At 57.5% G+C, this 19,987-nt stretch carries 15 protein-coding genes and 1 CRISPR repeat array (1 of these 16 cut by a window edge); of the genes, 11 read left to right on the top strand and 4 right to left on the bottom strand.

Going from position 1 to position 19,987, the window contains the following annotated elements; translation table 11 throughout:
• Positions 1 to 676: 676 nt before the first annotated feature.
• Positions 677 to 823, bottom strand: a complete 147-nt coding sequence (locus tag ADJ70_RS14955) for a hypothetical protein (protein WP_172674469.1) — start codon at positions 821 to 823, stop codon at positions 677 to 679.
• Between the two features lie 403 nt (positions 824 to 1,226).
• On the opposite strand from ADJ70_RS14955, the gene ADJ70_RS08375 reads away from it, so the two are divergent.
• Positions 1,227 to 1,532, top strand: a complete 306-nt coding sequence (locus ADJ70_RS08375; protein WP_083443906.1) for a type II toxin-antitoxin system RelB/DinJ family antitoxin — start codon at positions 1,227 to 1,229, stop codon at positions 1,530 to 1,532.
• On the top strand, positions 1,529 to 1,834 hold the full coding sequence (locus ADJ70_RS08370) for a hypothetical protein (protein WP_050340715.1): 306 nt from the start codon (positions 1,529 to 1,531) through the stop codon (positions 1,832 to 1,834). Before ADJ70_RS08375 ends, ADJ70_RS08370 begins: the two co-directional genes overlap by 4 nt.
• A gap of 348 nt (positions 1,835 to 2,182) precedes the next feature.
• Here the strand turns inward: ADJ70_RS08370 and ADJ70_RS08365 are convergent, their stop codons facing one another.
• Entirely contained in the window at positions 2,183 to 2,551 is a 369-nt protein-coding gene (locus tag ADJ70_RS08365; RefSeq protein ID WP_050340714.1) for a hypothetical protein, read from the bottom strand.
• A 311-nt stretch (positions 2,552 to 2,862) separates the two neighbouring features.
• On the opposite strand from ADJ70_RS08365, the gene ADJ70_RS08360 reads away from it, so the two are divergent.
• Complete coding sequence (locus ADJ70_RS08360) at positions 2,863 to 3,339, top strand: hypothetical protein (RefSeq protein ID WP_050340713.1); 477 nt, start codon at positions 2,863 to 2,865, stop codon at positions 3,337 to 3,339.
• A 177-nt stretch (positions 3,340 to 3,516) separates the two neighbouring features.
• Here ADJ70_RS08360 and ADJ70_RS08355 read toward each other — a convergent pair whose 3' ends face one another.
• Positions 3,517 to 4,086: a helix-turn-helix domain-containing protein gene (locus ADJ70_RS08355; RefSeq protein ID WP_050340712.1), complete on the bottom strand. Its 570-nt coding sequence runs from the start codon at positions 4,084 to 4,086 to the stop codon at positions 3,517 to 3,519.
• Between the two features lie 197 nt (positions 4,087 to 4,283).
• Positions 4,284 to 7,334, bottom strand: a complete 3,051-nt coding sequence (locus ADJ70_RS08350; protein ID WP_050340711.1) for a DEAD/DEAH box helicase family protein — start codon at positions 7,332 to 7,334, stop codon at positions 4,284 to 4,286.
• Positions 7,335 to 7,539: 205 nt separating this feature from the next.
• Here ADJ70_RS08350 and ADJ70_RS08345 point away from each other — a divergent pair, with 205 nt between their 5' ends.
• From ADJ70_RS08345 to cas2, 8 genes are all read left to right on the top strand, one after another.
• On the top strand, positions 7,540 to 9,093 hold the full coding sequence (locus tag ADJ70_RS08345; protein WP_050340710.1) for a hypothetical protein: 1,554 nt from the start codon (positions 7,540 to 7,542) through the stop codon (positions 9,091 to 9,093).
• 262 nt (positions 9,094 to 9,355) lie between these two features.
• Positions 9,356 to 11,737, top strand: coding sequence for a CRISPR-associated helicase Cas3' (cas3, locus tag ADJ70_RS08340; RefSeq protein WP_172674468.1), 2,382 nt, complete (start codon positions 9,356 to 9,358; stop codon positions 11,735 to 11,737).
• Positions 11,738 to 11,791: 54 nt separating this feature from the next.
• On the top strand, positions 11,792 to 12,475 hold the full coding sequence (gene cas5c, locus ADJ70_RS08335) for a type I-C CRISPR-associated protein Cas5c (RefSeq protein WP_050340708.1): 684 nt from the start codon (positions 11,792 to 11,794) through the stop codon (positions 12,473 to 12,475).
• Complete coding sequence (gene cas8c / locus ADJ70_RS08330; RefSeq protein ID WP_050340707.1) at positions 12,472 to 14,313, top strand: type I-C CRISPR-associated protein Cas8c/Csd1; 1,842 nt, start codon at positions 12,472 to 12,474, stop codon at positions 14,311 to 14,313. The genes cas5c and cas8c overlap by 4 nt, the downstream gene beginning before the upstream one ends.
• 9 nt (positions 14,314 to 14,322) lie before the next feature.
• Positions 14,323 to 15,240, top strand: coding sequence for a type I-C CRISPR-associated protein Cas7/Csd2 (gene cas7c, locus ADJ70_RS08325; RefSeq protein WP_062393126.1), 918 nt, complete (start codon positions 14,323 to 14,325; stop codon positions 15,238 to 15,240).
• Positions 15,241 to 15,249: 9 nt separating this feature from the next.
• On the top strand, positions 15,250 to 15,882 hold the full coding sequence (cas4, locus tag ADJ70_RS08320; RefSeq protein WP_050340706.1) for a CRISPR-associated protein Cas4: 633 nt from the start codon (positions 15,250 to 15,252) through the stop codon (positions 15,880 to 15,882).
• Positions 15,879 to 16,898, top strand: a complete 1,020-nt coding sequence (gene cas1c / locus ADJ70_RS08315) for a type I-C CRISPR-associated endonuclease Cas1c (protein ID WP_050340705.1) — start codon at positions 15,879 to 15,881, stop codon at positions 16,896 to 16,898. Before cas4 ends, cas1c begins: the two co-directional genes overlap by 4 nt.
• A gap of 2 nt (positions 16,899 to 16,900) precedes the next feature.
• Positions 16,901 to 17,191: a CRISPR-associated endonuclease Cas2 gene (cas2, locus tag ADJ70_RS08310; RefSeq protein WP_050340704.1), complete on the top strand. Its 291-nt coding sequence runs from the start codon at positions 16,901 to 16,903 to the stop codon at positions 17,189 to 17,191.
• 169 nt (positions 17,192 to 17,360) lie between these two features.
• Positions 17,361 to 19,987: direct repeats of the CRISPR family, unit length 33 nt; unit sequence GTCGCGCCCCGTGCGGGGCGCGTGGATTGAAAC; it runs 102 nt beyond the window's last position.

Genomic DNA, 19,987 nt, shown 5'->3' with positions numbered 1-19,987 from the left:
GCGCAGAGTGCGTCTTTTGGTGAGGCCACGGGTGCAGAGTGCGCTTTTTCGTAGAATGCGCTTTTTCTCACCTGGGCAAACGTGGTGTCACCTCACGGAAAACCGCACTCTGTCCCCGACGGCTCACGGAAAACCGCACTCTGTCCCCGTCACCCCTCCGTCATCTCACGCAAAAGCGCATTCTACGTGTGTCCCAGTCCAAAAGACGCATTCTGTGCGCAAGCAGTCACGCAGAGTGCGTCTTTCCGTGAGACACTGCAGCCAGAATGCGCTTTTCCGTAACACCGCAACCGCAGAGTGCGCTTTTCCGTAACACCGCAACCGCAGAATGCGCTTTTCCGTAGAGTGCGCTTTTCCTTACCTGGGCAAACGTCGAGCCATCTCACGGAAAACCGCATTCTGTGTCCGCTGCCTCACGGAAAAGCGCATTCTGTGTCCGCTGCCTCACGGAAAAGCGCATTCTGCATGAGGCGGTCAGAGAGACTCCACGTACCTACGGCAACAATTTGGCACAAGCAATGGCAACGCCAAAGCATAGCGCGGCGATGACGCAGGTGATGCAGATGGGATCTTTTGCCCTCTCCCTTTACGTGGCCTGTCACTATGCCTATAAGGGCGACAAGTACGGAGAAGCTGCCCACGGTTGTCAGATTGAGCGTGAGTACAGTTTGCAGGTCTATCTACGCTGCCTGACGTTGACGCTCACGAGGGTGAAGATGCCCGCTAGGATGGCCATGATTGCCATCACGTTGCCGTACATCCTTCTCTCGACAGACTTGCCTTGCTCGATTAGCTCCCGTATCTTCATGTTACTCAATAACATGGTATAGCATCCAGTTACAGACATACCTTGTATTGAAGCCCTGTTCGGTCAGCCTGACGCGACTTGGAGTTATTCTGCCGCACAAGAAGGAGAGAGACGCCTATGGGCCGAGCCCCGTCTAGAGGGAGACCTCGAAATGTCCGCGTCTATCTGCGAGCCTGCAGTCGTGTCCACGCATGTGGAGGGCGGGCCTGCCAACCAAAACCTCTGCCACGCGCCGTCCCTTGGCGGGCCGGGCGATCGTGGGCTCCTGTGCCTAGGAGGTAGGTAGCGCCTAGGCGAAAATGCGGGATCGGCAGCATGTGCATCCCAGTGAGAATAGGGTATCAGTAGAACACACTCGTGGTTGATACGTGTATAATACGTATTTAATACATTATCAATACGTGTGATTGGAAGCTTCATGTCCATGACTATCAGTATAGATGATGATCTCAAGCGGGAATTCTCCGAGGTCTGCCGCGAGATCGGCCTGCCGCCCTCGACCGCCTTCGGCATCTTTGCCAAGGCCGTCGTGCGCGAGCGCGCCATACCCTTCGCGCTCTCTGCCGTGAGTGCCTCCGAGCGAGCAGCGCATACCTACGACCTCGCAGTGTCTGACGGCATCAGGCGGGGGCTCGCTGACGTAGCAGCAGGTGATGTGCTCACCCGCGAGGGGTCGCGGGCGCTGCGCTCATCGAGCAGAGCCATGGCAAGATCCACGACATGACGCCTTGGAAGGTCCGCTACGCGCGACAGTTCCATGAGCAGCTGATGGGACTCTCTGACGCGACATACGGCCACGTGGAGGACTCGATCGACGTACTGGCTGGGAACCCCGGCCTCGCGCGCGACTACGATCCGGCCTACGAGGCGGCATGGCCTCCCGCATCCTGCCAATTCTACTTCGTGCCCAGGACCACGAAGGTGATCTACCTCCTGATGGATGAGGACGCGCACCTGCTTACGATGCTCTACCTGGGTGATACCCGTGAGGACCCCAGACATCGCTTCGACCGCATGGAGTGGTAGATGCTTGTAGATCACAGGCTAGCACGGAACTGCGGGGAGTCGTGACGCCCTGCGGCTCCCGTGGTTGCTGCTACGTCACCGGGCAACCCATGGTGCTTTCACCCTGCGTGAATGTGGCTTCCAGCTGTTCCGCCGTATGGTACGGAGTCGTGCTGCCGCACGATAAGGAGAGAGATGCCTATGGGCCGAGCCCCGCCTAGAGGGAGACCTCGAAATGTCCGCGTCTATCTGCGAGCTTGCAGTCGTGTCCACGCACGTGGAGGGCGGGCCTGTCAACCAAAACCTCTGCCACGCACCCCCATGGCCGGCCTGCAGTCGGCTACGCCGTCCCCCTGGCTAGCCGGGCGATCATGAGTCCCAGCGGTCGAGGAGGTAGGTGGCGCCCAGGCGAACGCGCGGGATCGGCAGCATGCCCCTCCCCGTAATGTCGGGGCTCCAGTAAAACACGCTCACGACCTTGAAACGCAGGGCGTTGTTGTTCGGGACCATGTAGTAGTACTCCTTTCCCCATCCCGCCTGATTGGACTCTCCGACGCGCACGAAGTTGTACCCATCTAAGTATTGGCCTGTGATGTAGCAGCTTCCATGGTATGCGGCGGCGCTGTCTGCGCGAGATGCGCTCGGGCCTGCGACGTACTCGCGACACAGGTCATTGACCGGGGGTAAAAGGAGAATCAACGTAAAGGCGAACACTGTGTGAATGATCATGTCCCTCATGGCAAAGCTCCTCTTTATGAAAGGATGAAAGGACCGGCTTCCTGCGTATTATAAGGTACTGGAAAGAAGACATCTGGCTTCGTTTGGCATGGGGGAGAGACGAATGCCACCGTCCTCTTCGTCATCCGGTCCTGACTGCAAGCTGACAGGGCCGCTCTGGTCTCCAGACCCGTCTTGCACCACCCTTGCGACGTTCGTATGGGAGTGTGGGTAGACCAGCTGGCGGAGGATACTTAAAGTTCACGTCGCATGGACGTACCGATACGGCTACCATGGATTTGTCATGTGAGCTTGCTCGATCGGAGCCGCCTATGGATAGCCAAGAGCTCAGTGAGCTTGAGGGATATGGTTACCAGCTGCCTGCGTCACAGGGCCAGACGTCTTGGGACCCTACGCCCGCACATCCTACGTGGTGGTCTACCGACTGGTTTGCGGCAGTCCTCGGTGGCGTGATATGGATTTTCCTCTTTAAACTCTACGAAGCTGGCCTGTTCGGGGGTACGCTAGGTAAGATCCTCTTCGCCCTGCTTGGTGCCTCCTATGCGCATGACTGCTACCCGTCATACTTCACCGCAGCACCAGCGCTTGACAATGCCAGGCTAGTGTCGCTTCTCAACACCCTTCTTGGCGGACCGGTCTTTGGTTGCATCTGGAATCTCAACCTCACCAAGCGTACTCAGGGCGTCTCGCATCTCGTCTGCATCCTGCTCAACGGATTCAGCATCATGAGCAATGTGGCGCTCCTTTCCGCGTGCATGCCTTTTAGGGAGCAGACAGGCTTGGCGTGAAATACCTTCGTTGACCCGCGTAGATCAGAAGAGCGTTAAGCTTCTCTTTAAGAACACTGAATAGTGTGAGACCACCTCGCTGGTACGCGTAGACTCCTGCCTTTTGTGGAAACGCTAAAAGGCTGACCATCCCCTATGCGCGGTGCCGTGGGAAGAGATGCGCCCATGTCAGCCCTCTTAGGTAGTCATCGCACTGAGGAGAAACGAACTGAGAAGGATTATAGCTGGGATCACGAGCAGGGTGATGCCGACCGAGGCGGCCAGCTCGCAGGTCTGACCTTTGACCTTGCGCCATATGGCGTACACGATCAGTGCTACGGGGATCAGCGGATAGGTGACGGGGATGTTCATGGTTATGGAGAGCTTGGCCCCGTCCCACCTGAGTGAGGCGATCATTTCGGCCAGCAGCGTGAGTACCGCAAGGGATGCAATGAGCGCCACGACGTCTTTGGTCTCGCGCTCCTGCTGGGACTTTGTGATGTCGAGGACTTTCGTGCAGGCGTCCTCAGCCTCGTCTGTCGTCATAGTCTGCTCCTCCGTCTTCTCGGCCCTCATCAGCTCGACGATGGACACGCCCAGCGCATCCGCCAAAGGCTCGATGTTTCCGATGTCGGGAAAGCCCACGCCTCGTTCCCAGCGGCTGATGGCCTTGTCAGTTACATGAAGCTCGCTCGCGAGGGTGGCCTGGGTCATGCCCCGCTCTCGGCGCCGCTGCGCCACGAAGCTTCCGAATCGCTCTGCCTCCATCCTCACCACCTCCTGGGACCAACATGCCCCAAGTGGTGCCCACAGTCAATCGACGTTTCGTTTACCGCCTCTGAGCTTGGTGTTTCGCACGACGCGCCCTCCATACGACGCACCGGCATCACGACGCGCCCTCCATATGACGCGCCAGTTGGCGATGCGCCCTCCGTGCGACGCGCTCGCACCTCCCGACCCTCTGGTCAGGCGCCCCCTTGCCTTGTGGCCAGCCCCTCGTCCCTCAGCAGATCATAGGCGACCTCGCTACTCGTAAGGCGCAGACTGCAATCGTCCTTGTGGGGTTGTGCGAGCAGGGGTAGGCTTCCATGCCAGACAATTGACTCGTCGAAGATGGCGAGCGCCGAGCGTCTCCACTCCCTTAGCTCGGCGAGGCAACCCATGCTGCGAAGCAGCTCGACACCTTGCTGCGCGCGGGCGATGCCGCGTGGGTCCTTTGGCTGGTTGATGACGATCGAGACGTGCACGCCGCGCTCGACGACGGCCGAGAGGCGAGGTCGCAAGGTTAGGACGTACCTGTGGCTTAGGTAGGGGACGGCAAGGTGGACGGACCTCTTTGAGCTGTCGAGGTCCGCAAAGAGGAGAGACTCGCAGTCGCTTGGGCCGACGATCGATCCGGCCGTCCTGTCCACATCGTCGCTCGCTGGTATGAGCTCGTAGCCGAGTCGCGCGTAGCTTTTCAGGCGCTTCTTGTACATGCGGTCGAGCATGGGGACGCTGGTGTCCACGTAATCGTACACGATCACCTCGCTCTTGCCCTCGCGCTCTCGGTGGAGCCTACCCAAATACTGCGTGACGACCCCTTCCCAGGAGACAGGGGTCGCGAGGACGAGCGTGTCGAGTCTGGGCTCGTCGAAACCCTCGCCAAGGTAGCTTCCAGTCGCGACGACGGCAAAGCTGACGTCATCTGCGGCCTCGGCGATCTCGCGGACCTGCTCTCTCCTTTCTCGCGCGGGCATAGCGCCGCTCAGCAGGAAGACCTTGAAGCCCTGCTCCAGGACGAGCTTGGCGAGTAGGGCCGCATGCTCCCTCCGTCTTGTGATGACAAGGGGTCGGCGACCGGCTCGCAGTGCCAAGACGGTGTCCTGGGCGATGAGCCGGTTGCGCGCGGGATGGGCGCAGAGCCGGTCGAGCACCTGGTTGAAGCTGCTTCCCGCCTCGATGCCAGCCAGGCGAATGTGGGTGAACCGAGGCTCGAGAAGGCGGGCGAAGCCTTGCTCCTGAGCCTGCTGCCTTGGGTCTACCCTGTGTACGACGGCGCCGCACTGCATATAGAGTATGCCCTCCAGACCGTCGGAGCGCCTGGGGGTGGCGCTGAGGCCATAGACCCTGGATGCCGTGGTGGTCGCGAGGACCTGTGCCAGCTGAGGCGCCGCGCCGTGCTGGCACTCGTCGCAGATGACCATGCCGTAGCTGCGTACGAGCCCCTTGATCCTGCGCCCGCCGCTCAGCTCGCGCCCCTCGAGGAGGGACTGGTAGGTGGCGATGTCCACGATCCCTCCCGGGACGCTCCTCCCACCTCCGATCCGCCCGACCAGCGAGCGTCTCCTTCTGCTTGTGCGCCCGGTTTTGGTCAGCAGCTCCGGCAGTTCCTCGTCGATGGAGAGGAAGGTGGCCAGGCGCTCCTGCCACTGGTCGAGTAGGGGAGTGCTTGGCACGATGACGAGGGTCTGAAGCCTCAGCGCGCCTATGAGGTATGCGGCGATGACCGTCTTTCCAAAGCCGGTCGGTGCCGACAGGATGCCGCACTCATGCCTCAGGAGCTCGTCGGCCGCTGTCTGTTGAGAGGGGCGCAGGTTTCCTGTGAAGGAGGCGCGGATGGGTGTGCCTACAAAGCGCCTGTCCTCGACGTGGTAGCTGATGCCCAGTCCATCCAAGAGGCAGAGCAGCCCCTTCTCGCAGCCCCTGGGGATGGCGATGGTCGTCTCGTCCATAAGGCCTTGGTCGATGATGCGCGGTTTCCCATAGACGCTCTGGCGCATCGCTTGTGCGCGGTAAAATTCGGGGTTGCTGAGCGCGGCGAGCCTCCGGATCCTGCCCTGCACGGTAGCGGGCAGGCCACATCTGTTGATAAAGAGCATGTTGGACTTCGTTATCGCCACCGTCAGGAAGGGACTTATGCCCTTGAGGACTTCTGTGCGTCCGTCAGGACAGAGGCTCTCAGAAGGGGTTTGTGTCGGAAGCGGTCGGCCTTGCCCGGCTTCTTTTGTCCGAGGCCTTAAGAAGGCCAGCTCACCCAAGGCTTGGCCACACGTGGCGGCGAGTGTCCGCTCCACCAGGTCCCTGCTCGTTTTTCTGACTGAGGAGAGGTAGCGCCACTGGTCGGGATGTGCCTTGAGCTGGTCGTCCACGAACACGCTGTTGCTGAGACGCTGCGCCTGGCCCTGAAAGGGAAGCGCGATGAGGCTGCCGAACCCACCCTTGGCGATCGTGTCCTGCGCGGGATAGAAGCGGTCGTAGGCGTCAAAGTACCTGATCAAACCGTTGTCCATGGCTCTCGTGATGAGGAGACTGCCAAAGTCCCTCGCGAGCGGGGAGGGCAGCGGCTCGTCGAAGAATACCCATGCGTGCGCCCTGTCCCCCGACCTCGAGCGCTCAAGGGCCACGTCCACCCCAAGGGACCTGCCTGCATGAACATATGCGAGAGACTCCCTCTGCCAGCCTGTGCCGTCGAAGTCGGCGACGAGGAGTGATACCGTGCAGTCCGCTTGTACGACGTAGAGGCCAACGACGTCCTTGAGGTCACATCGATTGCCGTTGAAATGTTTCACGAGCGCTTGGTTGGAGAGTGGAATGAAGGAGCGCTGCGGGCAGTCCGCACACCTGGCGTGGGGGTTGGCCCTCTTGGGACAGATGCCTGCGACCCACTCGTTGGCACAGGCGGGCGTATAGCCTATCCCTCCCGACCTCTTGCGGTAGCCGTGGGCGTACAGGTCGCCTCTCCCGACGAAGAGTGACCGGAAGAGGGACAACTTGTCTTTCGCAGAGCTTTTCGACGTGACAAGCCCCTGAGCTCCGGTGGTCTGACGCTCTGCGGCTTGGGCCTCGATTTGCTGCGCGAGGAGCGTGGCGCCCTGTTGCCACTCAACTTCTGTCGCGTAGAGCCGCCTGCCCCCATCGACTGTGTATATGACTATCGAAGACCTGCCGTCTGCGTGGGAGACAAGCTCGACAAACGACGCCTCGCTGCCGCCGATGATGGCGTGGCGCGCGCAGGGGACTGCAGATTCGCCCATGCTTCGTCCTTCGGTCTAGGGTCTTGTGGGAGCCTGACCTGCATTTTCATGGTAGCGTGCCTTGGGCCTGATGTCCACCGCCATGGGGCCTACCGGCCCGCACGTCTTGTCTCCATCAGTGTCACATGACCTGCTTCCCCCGCATCTTGCGTCAGGATGGTCGATAATCGGGAGCACGTGAGACCACGACGAAAGGAGACTTGCAATGCCAGAGGCCACGACGCCAGGGACAACAACACCAAAGATCACGACGCCGATCTACCACTACATCCGTGAGGCCGTCACGGATGGGGAGCTTCCCGATGACTTCAGCCTGCGTCCCTATGACAGGGGTGACCAAGAGCTGTTCATGGCGGACGGCGCGATGGACGGCATGTGTATCTATCACATGGCGAGGCCCGAGCTCCCGGCCGACCTTGACGCCCAGATCGGGTCTGCGTTGATGCTCGCGAGCTCTGGCGAGCCTGTGGCAGCGGACGAGGCCTTTTCCTCCTTGGCTAACAAGTTTCGCTCCATCCGGATCATCGATCAGGTGGTCGATGGTGTGCGTACACGCAGGGACCAGCTCGATCCTGCCATGATCTATCACTATGCGAAGCGCCTTGTGCTCACGTCCACCGACAAGGAGCTCCTGAAGATCGGTCTTGAGCTTTTCGAGCTGCTTCGGGAGCCGGATGACCAGCTGAAGGACGCGATGCGGACGCTCGGCCTGAGTGACGAGTTCACGACCTTTGTCGTCTTCGACATGATGATGCAGTGGACGAATGGCAACGACGAGATATTCCGACTTGTGCAGAAGGTCCATGGCTGGGGTCGCATACACGCCATCGAGAGGCTTGAGCCATCCACTGACGAGATACGCGACTGGTTCCTCTTTGAGGGGGTCAACAACAACATCATGCCCGCGTACTCGGCGCTCACCTGCTTCAACAAGTCGGGGCTTGCAGAGCGGATTGCAAGGGGTTTGAGCCCCAAGGAGTTCAGGGGCGCGGGCGCCGTGATGGAGGCTCTTGTCGATGAGGGTCCCGTCGAGGGCATATCCGTCCTCGACGACCCGGCAGGGATCCTGGGGGCCTACGTCGATCAGGCTCGCACGCAGGACGTGGGAACAGATGATCTCTCCGTCATCAGTGCGATTCGTCGCTATGCAAAAGACAAGAAGATGGGTAAAGTCGCATCGGCGTGTGACGACCTGCTCAACTCACCAGATAGCAGGCAGAAGGTCGCAGACGCCGTCTCTCGTGGCGACGTGACGGCATTTATGCTTGCCGAGCAACTTGGCATTCCGTACCATGAGGAGCTTCTCAGGGCCATGGGAACTAACTTCCGTTGGCTGTTTACGCGCATCGGCTGCCTCATCGACGATGAGCGCTACATTGACCAGGCGCTTGAGCTGGCAAGGACGGGCATGCCCCTGGACGCCATCGAGCAGGAGCCTCGTGACGAGAGCGGTCTGGGGCCTGGGCACTTTGCCTATCTGGCGCTTGGCTTCGTGCTCCAGCCGCTTTGCGGGCACGTGCTGAAGGGCACGGACATCGTCGAGAGGGCGCTCATGTCGCCTGTGGTCAGAAACAGGATCGAGGCGCATCGCGTGCTGAGGTCCTGGGTGAGCAGCAAGAGGATACCGCTGGCAGAGCTCTCGCCTGAGCTGTATGCCCGCCTAGGTGAGGCCTACAACGCGGAGCCGAAGGAGGACCTGCGGCAGTCCATGAGGCCCCTGCTCGATGGTGCCATCACGTTTCCAAAGGAGGACATGTGAGCGAGGGTCGGGTGGCGCCGGCCTCTTGTGACCTCACGTTGAGGCAAGCGACACAGAAGGTATCCAAAGTATATACAGATATTTCTAGTTTGACTTAATTTATGTCATCAGATATTGCTACACTTTGAGGGGTTAGGCAACGGTCAGTCGGCAGGCTGGGCGCTCATATACGGTAACTGGTAGGGAGTTCGCGATGCTATATGCGCACTCGAAGGGTGAGGATCAATCGGACTGGCAGCCCCTCTCCGAACACTTGGAGAATGTGGCAGAGTTGAGCGCTCAATTTGCCGCTACCTTTGGTTATGGGCAGTGGGGCCGTGCGCTTGGGCTACTACATGACGCGGGCAAGGTTTGTGATCGATTCCAGAATGAGCGTCTCTTCAACAGGCCCGTGAGCGTTGACCATGCGGCCTTTGGGGCGCGACGAGCGCTTGAGCTCTACGGGGGCTGCGGCGACAAGAACGATGCGGCCGGTACGCGAGCTTACGCGGGTGAGCTTATGGCCTATGCGATTTTGGGTCATCACGGAGGCATGAAAAGCGCCATTCCTGATGCCGAGTTGAGAATCGAACGCCTCGACTCGCCTCCTGATCATGGACAAGTTGCTGATGACTATGGTCCCTATCAAGATATGCTCAGTGAGTCTCCTGATTCCATCCCTCCGGGACGGCCAAGCCTTGAGCCTACGTCGTTGGCCCGTCTCATGCAATCACCTCTTGGAGTTCGACGGGATGTCATGCAGCAACTCTTGCCCTTCTCGGCGCAGGCGTTGACGCGTATGCTGTTCTCGTGCCTTGTCGATGCCGATTGGCTCGACACTGAACGTTTTATGAGTCCCGAGGAAGCGAAGAAGCGAGGGCACGATTACGACTCGACCTCAACGCTGCTCGAGAGGCTCGAAAGCCATCTTGAGAAGCTATCGCACGGGAACAGGGAGACTCCCGTCAATATGGCACGCAACGCTGTTCTCACCGACTGCAAAGAGGGGTCAGCATCCAAGCCCGGTCTCTTTACCCTCACGGTGCCGACCGGTGGGGGCAAGACGCTCTCCTCTATGGAGTTCGCCCTACGCCATGCGACAGTGAACGGCCTTGAGCGTGTTATCTATGCTATTCCGTTCACATCCATCGTCGAGCAGAGTGCAGCCGTCTTCAGGGACATCCTTGGTGAGGAGAACGTCCTGGAACATCACTCGAATTACGACTTTGATGCCGCTGCAGGGGAGGGGCGCGAATATGAGCGGCTTGCTGTGCAGAATTGGGATGCGCCCATTGTGGTAACCACCAATGTCCAACTGCTGGAATCGCTGTTCGCTAATAAACCAAGCAAGTGTCGCAAGCTGCATAACATCGCGAATAGTGTCATCGTGCTCGATGAGGCACAAACCATACCGATTGAGCTTATGCGACCGACGCTTGCGGCCCTTGAGGAGCTGACAATTGACTTTGGCGTGAGTGTTGTGCTTTGCACGGCTACGCAGCCGGCCGTACAGGATGAGTGGCCGTTCGGCTCGCATCCGCATGAGCTGTGCGGTCCGCATCAAGAGCTGTTCTCCATAGCTTTTGACGGTAGAGTTCGCTATCAGGTTGTGGGCGAGCTCCCAGAAGCTGAGTTGGCCGATAAGCTTGCGAATGAACATCAGGTGCTCTGTGTTGTGGGCAAGAAAGCAGAGGCACTTAACCTTTACCGTGACGTCGTTACATGTGCTCGGGAGAGTGGTCTATTCAATGAAACCAAGAAATCTTATGATGCGGGTTTCTTTCATCTAAGTGCTCATATGATTCCGCTACATAGGTCGCAGATGATTGCCAAGATAAGAAAACGACTCGATGCGGGTAAGCGTTGCGTGGTCATATCCACCCAACTTATAGAGGCGGGCGTGGACGTCGATTTTCCCATTGTCTGGCGTGAGATGGCTGGCTTGGATTCCATCGTGCAAGCGGCAGGTCGCTGCAACCGCAATGGCAGGCGTGTCGATGAGGTAGGTGAAAAGATTCCGGGCGATGTCTTCGTCTTTGAGCTTACCGAACAAGACGATGCTTTCTCGCGTCCAGGGCCCCGTACGTTTCTTGGGAAAACGCGCTTGATTGCCTCTGAGCTTCTCAATGTGGATGGTTTGAGTATTGATGCTACCTCGATTGATCTATATTTTAGGCGTCTCTACCAGACTGAGTCACTTGATGCTCAGTGTGTCATAGAGATTGACGACAAGGGGCGCAAGAGACGTGGCTCTCGAGGCCTTTATGAGGAGATCTCTGACTGTCAGAGACACCTTTCATCCAGCAAGGGATTCCTCTCATGTTACATGGATTACGGCTATGACTTCGAGGTTTATGCCCGCACTTACAAGGTTATAGACGATGAGGGTGAGCCAGTCTTTGTCCCTTGGGATGAAGGGGGAAGACGGCAGCTCAAACATTTGCTGGACTCGATCGGACAAGAAGCATCTCTTATTCGCTCGCTGCAGCCCTATAGCGTAAGCGTGTATAAAAACCTCATGCAAGATTTGGAGCGAGAGGGACTCATTGAGCACTATGGCCTTGTGAGTGTGCTTCGCATGGAGGATGACTGTCGCAAGGTCTATAGCGAGGAGACAGGCCTGCTCCCACCAGACGAGGAGGTGCTCAACATACTTGCTATGTGATACAGAATAGGCGTTTTGGTTGACGCAAACGTGTTTAGAGAAAGGAGGGAGTGCATGGGCTATGGCATAAGGATATTAGTAAAGGGTCCTCGCGCATGCTTTACACGTCCAGAAATGAAAGCCGAGCGTGTCAGTTACGACGTGATAACGCCATCTGCGGCGCGGGGGATCCTCGAGGCGGTTTACTGGAAGCCAGCGATTTCATGGTGCATCGATAGCATCGAAGTGCTCAATGAGATTCGCTTTGAGACATTCCGGCGCAATGAGGTGGAAAGCAAACTTCCCTATAGCGGAAAGTCGGGTGCCAAGTCGATTGCGGATGGCAAAAACCTGCCGCTCTACGAGGTTGCATCGGAGGACCGTCAGCAACGTGCGACACTTCTGTTACGTGATGTTGCCTACATCATCAATGCTCACTTCGACCTGACCGATCGTGTGGGTGAGGGCGACACAGTTGAGAAGCACTACAACATTGCTCTGCGCCGTCTACGCAAGGGGCAGTGCTTCAACCAGCCCTACTTCGGGTGTAGGGAGTTTGCTGCCGAGGTCTCACTGCTTGAGGAGGGTGAGGAAGCATCGCCTTCTTTCTATGCGGGAATCTCAGAAAAGGATCTTGGCTTCATGCTCTACGACCTCGACTTCACGGATGTGAGAAAGCCTGAGCCTAGGTTCTTCCGTGCCGTTATGAAGAACGGTGTCATCGATGTTTCTGCAGCGTTGCAGGAGGTGGTCGGATGATAGTCAAAGACCTTTATGACCTCTATGAGCGTTATGCTGCGGACCCTCAGATGCAGGACAAAGTACCTCCTAAGGGTATGAGTCGGGAAAAGGTTGAATGGGAGCTCGTGCTTTCCGAGAGCGGTGCACTGGTGAATGTCATCCCACTGTCGCATGGTGATGGGAAGGGTTCGAACCGTTATTGCGTTATGACTGTTCCGGAACACCGTACGCGCACGAGCGGTGTCAGCCCCTTTTTCCTCTGTGATACCGCTGCCTATCTTCTTGGTATGGCCGACATCTCAAAAGCTAAGGATGAGAGTGAGGTAGTAAAGGCTCAAAGAAAGGCTCAAGAAAGGTGGGAGGCCTCGCGAGACTATCATTTGAGTATTCTCAGCAGTTGCGATGACGTTGCGGCCCAGGCGGTAATGGGGTTCTTCTCTCACAATATTCTGAAAGAAAGAGAGAATGATGATCTCTTGCGTGATATCGCTGAAAGTGGCAATCTTATCTTTGCTCTGAAGGATTCCGATGGCAATATCGTGCCTATTCACGAGAGCAAAGCCATTATGGCTGCTTGGGAATCTTCTCATGTATCAGCGTTAGCAGATGAGCCGTGTATACGTGGCCAATGCTCGGTAACAGGGAAGGTAGCACCTTTAGCTCGTTTGTTTCCCCAGGTAACGGGCCTTGCTGGTGCACAATCGTCCGGAGCATCCCTTATCTCGTTTAACTGTGATTCGTTCAATTCCTATGGAAGGACCCAAGCGTATAACGCCTCAGTTTCGCAATGGGTTGCCTTTGGAGCGGGGACAGCCCTCAAGATGTTGCTTTCCGACCCAGAGCGTAAGATCCGCCTGGGCGCCACCACTTTTACATTTTGGAGTGACAGGCCTTCACCTGACGAGGATAGCCTCTTTATACGATTCTTTGGTGGGGGCGACAAGAACGATACTGCTGAGGACTCGGCGACCGTTACTCGTGTTCGCGATGCAATCAAAGGTATCAAAAGTGGGCACCCTCTCAGGGCGAACTTTAACCCTGATGTGCGCTACTACGTATTGGGCATCTCTCCCAATGCCGCGCGACTCTCTGTTCGCTTCTTTGAGACCTCCACGCTCGGAGAGGTGGCTGAACGCTACGGTCAATATCTGCGAGACATTGATATGGTGGATGTATCGACGACTTCGATTTTCCAACTCATCAGGCAGTGCGCAGTTCAGGGGAAATACGAGAATCTCCCATCCACACTCGTGAACCCGTGTATGCGGGCGATGCTTACTGGCAGCAGGTTTCCCCAGTCTCTTCTCAGTACGCTCCTCTCGCGCATGCGAGCAGATCATGGGTCAAACAACCGCTGGGATATGGGTCAACGAGCATCACTTATCAAGGCATGCCTGGTGCGAAACCTACAATCGACGAGAGAAAGCGAGATTGACGTGGCATTGAACAGAGACAACAACTGTGTGGGATACCTTCTTGGTAGATTGTTCGCCGTGATGGAGAGGGCGCAGTCGGAGGCGCTAGGCACCACCAATGCGACCATCCGTGACAAATACATTGGTTCCGCATCGGTTACGCCGGCACGTGTGATGCCGACGCTCATGCATGGCTGCCAGAATCATCTGAGCGACTTGCGCAAGAAGAAGCCCGGGCTGAACGTCATCCTTGAAAAGGAACTTGACGAAATAGTGGGCAGGAAGCTCTCGGATAATCCCTACCCTGGGACTCTTTCTATGGAGGATCAAGGAGAATTTTTCATTGGCTATTACCAAGAGCGTGTCGACCTCTGGACTTCACGCAAACGGGATGACGTTGCGCCCGACGAAGCTGCAAGCAACGACCTCAGCGAGAATTAGGAGAGTATTATGCCAGAGCCAATTCAAAACCGCTATGACTTCGTTTTCTTCTGCGATGTTAAGAACGGCAATCCCAACGGTGACCCCGATGCAGGAAATCTCCCACGTATCGATCCCGACACCTCGCAAGGAATCATTTCCGACGTGTGCATCAAGCGTAAGATTCGCAATTACGTTGACCTTATTAAAGGCGAAGCCATAGATGATCCCGATGTGAATGAGGGGGAGTTGGGCTACAAGATCTACGTGCAGGAAAGCGCCGTTCTCAATGAGCGCAATCGCAAGGCGTACGTACATTACAAGCTCATCCCACAAGCAAAAAAACTCCCAAAGAAAGTGGAGGATCAGATAAAAGTCACTAAGTTCATGTGCGATAACTTTTATGACATTAGGACTTTTGGTGCGGTCATGACAACAGGTGTCAATTGCGGCCAGGTGCGTGGACCTGTGCAGTTGTGCTTCGGCGAATCTATTGACCCAGTCGTACCGCTCGAGATGAGCATTACGCGCATGGCTGCTACTGAAGCCAAGGAGGATAAGGACAACAAGACCATGGGACGCAAGCAGTACGTGCCCTATGGTCTCTATCGCATCGAAGGGTTCGTCTCCGCCTCCTTGGCTGAGAAGAATGGCTTCTGCCAAGCCGACCTCGATCTTTTGTGGGAGGCGCTCATGAATATGTTCGAGAACGATCGCAGTGCCGCTCGTGGCCTCATGACTTCTCGTGAGCTTATCGTCTTCAAGCACGAGAGCAAGTTTGGAAACGCTCCTGCCCATAGGCTCTTCGACTTGGTGCACGTGGATAAAGTTGATTCCAAGAATCAAGTGGCACGAGAGTTCGGTGACTACACCATTACTATTGACGAAGGAAAACTGCCTCAAGGCGTCGAGATAAGAACCTACGATTATATTGCCCCCTCTGCGTAGGGCACGACCATGTATGATGAGGACGAACTGCTTGCCCTGTCTGGTCTCCAGCATCTGGCATACTGCGAGCGCCAATGGGCGCTCATTCACCTTGAGCAGATCTGGCAGGACAGCGCCGATACGCTTCGTGGAGACTACTTCCATGAGCGCGTGGATACGGTCGGCTATTCTTGCACTGATGGCGTGAGGTCAGAGCGGAGGGTTCGTCTCGTTAGCCGGAGTCTGGGAATCTATGGCGTCGCCGATATCGTGGAGTACGGTGTCGGCGATGTTGGCTCTTTTGTACGACCCATTGAATATAAGGTTGGTAAACCAAAGCTAGAGGATTGGGATCGCATTCAGATAACAGCACAGGCGTTGTGCCTTGAGGAGATGCATGGTCTGAAAATTCCCGAGGGCGCCCTTTTCTATGGAGAGACGCGGCGGCGGGAGCGGGTTGAGGTGACGCAGAAACTCAGGCGGAAGGTGGACTCGCTCTCGTTGCGTATGCACGATCTCTTCGAAATGGGAGTGACACCCCCTGCCGAGCGTAATTCGAAGTGTCGTCGCTGTTCGTTGGCAAATGAGTGCATGCCTGAGGCTGGCTGCGTCGATGCACGAAGCTATTGGGTACGATACGGCGAGGATCTGGAACTGACATGAAGAGGCTTTTGAATACACTCTATTTGACAAACCCAGACGCATACCTTCGAAAGAAAGACGATGCGCTTGCCGTGTATGTCGAGCAGAAAAAGGTCATGAGTGTTCCTTTCCACCTTCTTGAGGGGGTTGTGCTGTTTGGGCATGTCGGGTGCAGCACCGCTGTGCTTGGTGCTTGCGCAACGCGTGGCATATCTGTAGCCATTCTGGATGAGGGAGGTAGATTTCAAGCATCCGTGCGCGGACCCATATCGGGTAATGTGTTACTCAGAAGGGAGCAGTATAGGCGCTCGATGGATGTAATCGAGTGCCTTTCGGCTGCAAGGCGATTCGTTGCGGCAAAGGTGCACAACTCGCGGGTGGTGCTTCAGCACTATGTGCGTGACTACCCCGATATGGAAGGAATCGGAGCCGGGGATGCTATCAGAGAATTGAAGCAAAGCGGGGAGGAGATACGGCGTTGCAATAACCTTGATGAGCTGCGTGGTATAGAGGGAAATGCCGCCCATGTGTATTACTCTGCGATACAGGGGGCATTGCGCTGTGATGGGGTCACTTTTACCGGTCGTACAAGGAGACCTCCCAAAGACCCCGTCAATTCTGCCCTCTCATTTTTTTACACTATGCTGAGCAGGGAGCTAATGTCTGCGTGCGAATCGGTCGGTCTTGACCCACAGATGGGATACCTACACGCATGTCGCCCTGGAAGAGCGAGCCTTGCGCTCGACTTCATAGAAGAGTTTCGCGCACCTATGGTCGATCGTTTCGTCCTCTCGCTGTTTAATCGAAAGCAGCTGGTTGCGTCTGACTTTCTTGCTGAGTCTCAAGGCTTCCTACTCAAGGACTCAACTCGCAAGAAGGTACTTGGCTATTGGCAACAAAAGAAGCAGGACCAGCTGACTCATCCGTTTTTGGGCGAGAGGATGCCTCTTGGTCTTGTCCCATTTATACAAGCGCAACTATTCGCTCGATACCTGCGAGGGGATCTTAATGATTACCCCGCGTTTCTCTGGAGGTAGCGGTGTATGTTCTGGTGACATATGATGTCGCAAGCGGAGACGTGGGAGGTCCGCGTCGTCTTCGCCGGGTTGCAAAGATCTGCACGCAGTATGGTCAGCGAGTGCAGTACTCGGTATTTGAATGCCTGGTGGACCCTGGCCAGTATGAAAGTATGAAGCATGAGCTCGCTAGGATCATCGATGAGGGACGGGATAGTCTACGTTTCTATAACTTAGGGAAAAACTGGAAGAACCGCGTTGAGCATATTGGTGCAAAAGACAGCTATGACCCGGAAGATCTGTTATGCATCTAGAGGACTTTTTGCCTGCGCGAACCCTTAGCGGTGGCTAAGACCCTGTAGGTTCGCGCAAAACGAGACACGAAAAGTGGCGGTTTTCTGGGATCGGTAAGTTCCTCTGTCGTCATTTTCTTCGATAGTGTATATAAAATTATATAAATTCATTGATACGTATGAATTGACGGTCGCGCCCCGTGCGGGGCGCGTGGATTGAAACGTGAAGGACAGTGAGGGTAAAAGCGCAGGTAGATGGGGTCGCGCCCCGTGCGGGGCGCGTGGATTGAAACCGGCCCGTCGCACCGAATCCAGCCGTCAGCAGCTTGTCGCGCCCCGTGCGGGGCGCGTGGATTGAAACGCAGAGGGTCAAGTTAAGCAATCGCCGGTGCTTCGGTCGCGCCCCGTGCGGGGCGCGTGGATTGAAACAGCCTTGAGAACGACAAGGACAAAAGAGTCACCCGTCGCGCCCCGTGCGGGGCGCGTGGATTGAAACCGGCCCGTCGCACCGAATCCAGCCGTCAGCAGCTTGTCGCGCCCCGTGCGGGGCGCGTGGATTGAAACGGGAACGCGCGCGCTCTGAGTCTCGCCGGCCATGTCGCGCCCCGTGCGGGGCGCGTGGATTGAAACTTGCATCAGTCTGGCCTCCGGATCCGATTAGTCAGTCGCGCCCCGTGCGGGGCGCGTGGATTGAAACTCGCGATAGATGAGGCACACATCATCTATGGCGCGTCGCGCCCCGTGCGGGGCGCGTGGATTGAAACAAAGGTTTACGGCTCGTGCTGGGCGCTGAGATGGTCGCGCCCCGTGCGGGGCGCGTGGATTGAAACTGCCTGTGTCATGGTGGACCAGTCGCGTATCCCTGTCGCGCCCCGTGCGGGGCGCGTGGATTGAAACAGTTAATCCCGCTAGTGATTGGCGCTGTGCGCGCGTCGCGCCCCGTGCGGGGCGCGTGGATTGAAACAGGGTATCCATTAGAGTTGTTAAAATAGAGCCAACCGTCGCGCCCCGTGCGGGGCGCGTGGATTGAAACTTACTACGTTGATGGGTGTACTTAATTCCATGGGGTCGCGCCCCGTGCGGGGCGCGTGGATTGAAACCGCTTGGCCTTGCCCTTGTTGCTCTTGACCGGCCGTCGCGCCCCGTGCGGGGCGCGTGGATTGAAACAGCTGGTCTGACTGTGGGGTGACGTGATGCTTGCGTCGCGCCCCGTGCGGGGCGCGTGGATTGAAACTTGTCATCGACGAAGCCCAGCTCATGCTCAACGCGTCGCGCCCCGTGCGGGGCGCGTGGATTGAAACTTGGCCCTATCATCAGTGGTCTTGCGCTTGGGCATCGTCGCGCCCCGTGCGGGGCGCGTGGATTGAAACTTGATCCTAAGAAGCCACATACGCATATCTTGCTGGTCGCGCCCCGTGCGGGGCGCGTGGATTGAAACCGAGAGAGGGTGAGCGTGATGTACCAGAGCTGCTGTCGCGCCCCGTGCGGGGCGCGTGGATTGAAACCGAATGATAGGCTTACTCCGCAACTGCTTGAAGACGTCGCGCCCCGTGCGGGGCGCGTGGATTGAAACCAACTGGTCCATGCCAACAAGACCGAGGTCACGGCGTCGCGCCCCGTGCGGGGCGCGTGGATTGAAACTGCTCGGCTGGGGTAGCGGTATGGTGATGGGGTGGTCGCGCCCCGTGCGGGGCGCGTGGATTGAAACTGCTCGCGATAGACGAGGCACATATCATCTACGGGTCGCGCCCCGTGCGGGGCGCGTGGATTGAAACAGGGACTGCACGAGGAGCAGCACGGTCCAGCCCTGTCGCGCCCCGTGCGGGGCGCGTGGATTGAAACATCTACTGTCCTACCTCTCTCGTAAGTCTCTTGAGGTCGCGCCCCGTGCGGGGCGCGTGGATTGAAACTGCCTTGGTAAAAACATCAGGTGCCATAACCATAGTCGCGCCCCGTGCGGGGCGCGTGGATTGAAACGCGCGACGCACGGCTCCGGTCCGAGTACGTCATCGTCGCGCCCCGTGCGGGGCGCGTGGATTGAAACGTGCCGTGGTACAATTTATGTGTGAGCAAGGGAGGTCGCGCCCCGTGCGGGGCGCGTGGATTGAAACCTTGCCCATCCGGTCGTACTTTGCGTCCATCGCTAGTCGCGCCCCGTGCGGGGCGCGTGGATTGAAACCTGTCCTTAGCCCGCGATAACTTCGTGCCGGCAGTCGCGCCCCGTGCGGGGCGCGTGGATTGAAACAATAGCTATGAGCTTATCCCGCTTTGCATTGGTGGTCGCGCCCCGTGCGGGGCGCGTGGATTGAAACCGAGCCAAGGCGCGCATCTCGCGAATCCTGACGCGTCGCGCCCCGTGCGGGGCGCGTGGATTGAAACCCATCTGCGTAACGAGGTCGATTAGTTTCTGAACGTCGCGCCCCGTGCGGGGCGCGTGGATTGAAACTTAACCGACAGCAGCTCGGGAAGCTCCTTTAACCGTCGCGCCCCGTGCGGGGCGCGTGGATTGAAACTTGGGTCCGCTCGCGTCCTAAGGGTACGTCGGTCGTCGCGCCCCGTGCGGGGCGCGTGGATTGAAACGGTTAAGCTTGGGTTTGCTCTCAGGGTCGATTCGTCGCGCCCCGTGCGGGGCGCGTGGATTGAAACGCTCTGCTGGTATTACGATATAGGGAGGTAGACGGTCGCGCCCCGTGCGGGGCGCGTGGATTGAAACAACCATCAGGAGATAAAATGCCATCACGAAGCTACAGTCGCGCCCCGTGCGGGGCGCGTGGATTGAAACCATGGAACTATCAGAGAACACATCCTGGATGCAAA

Origin of the sequence: Olsenella sp. oral taxon 807 (assembly GCF_001189515.2) — a bacterium.
Taxonomy (GTDB): domain Bacteria; phylum Actinomycetota; class Coriobacteriia; order Coriobacteriales; family Atopobiaceae; genus Olsenella_F.
This window is presented reverse-complemented; position numbering and strand designations above follow the sequence as displayed.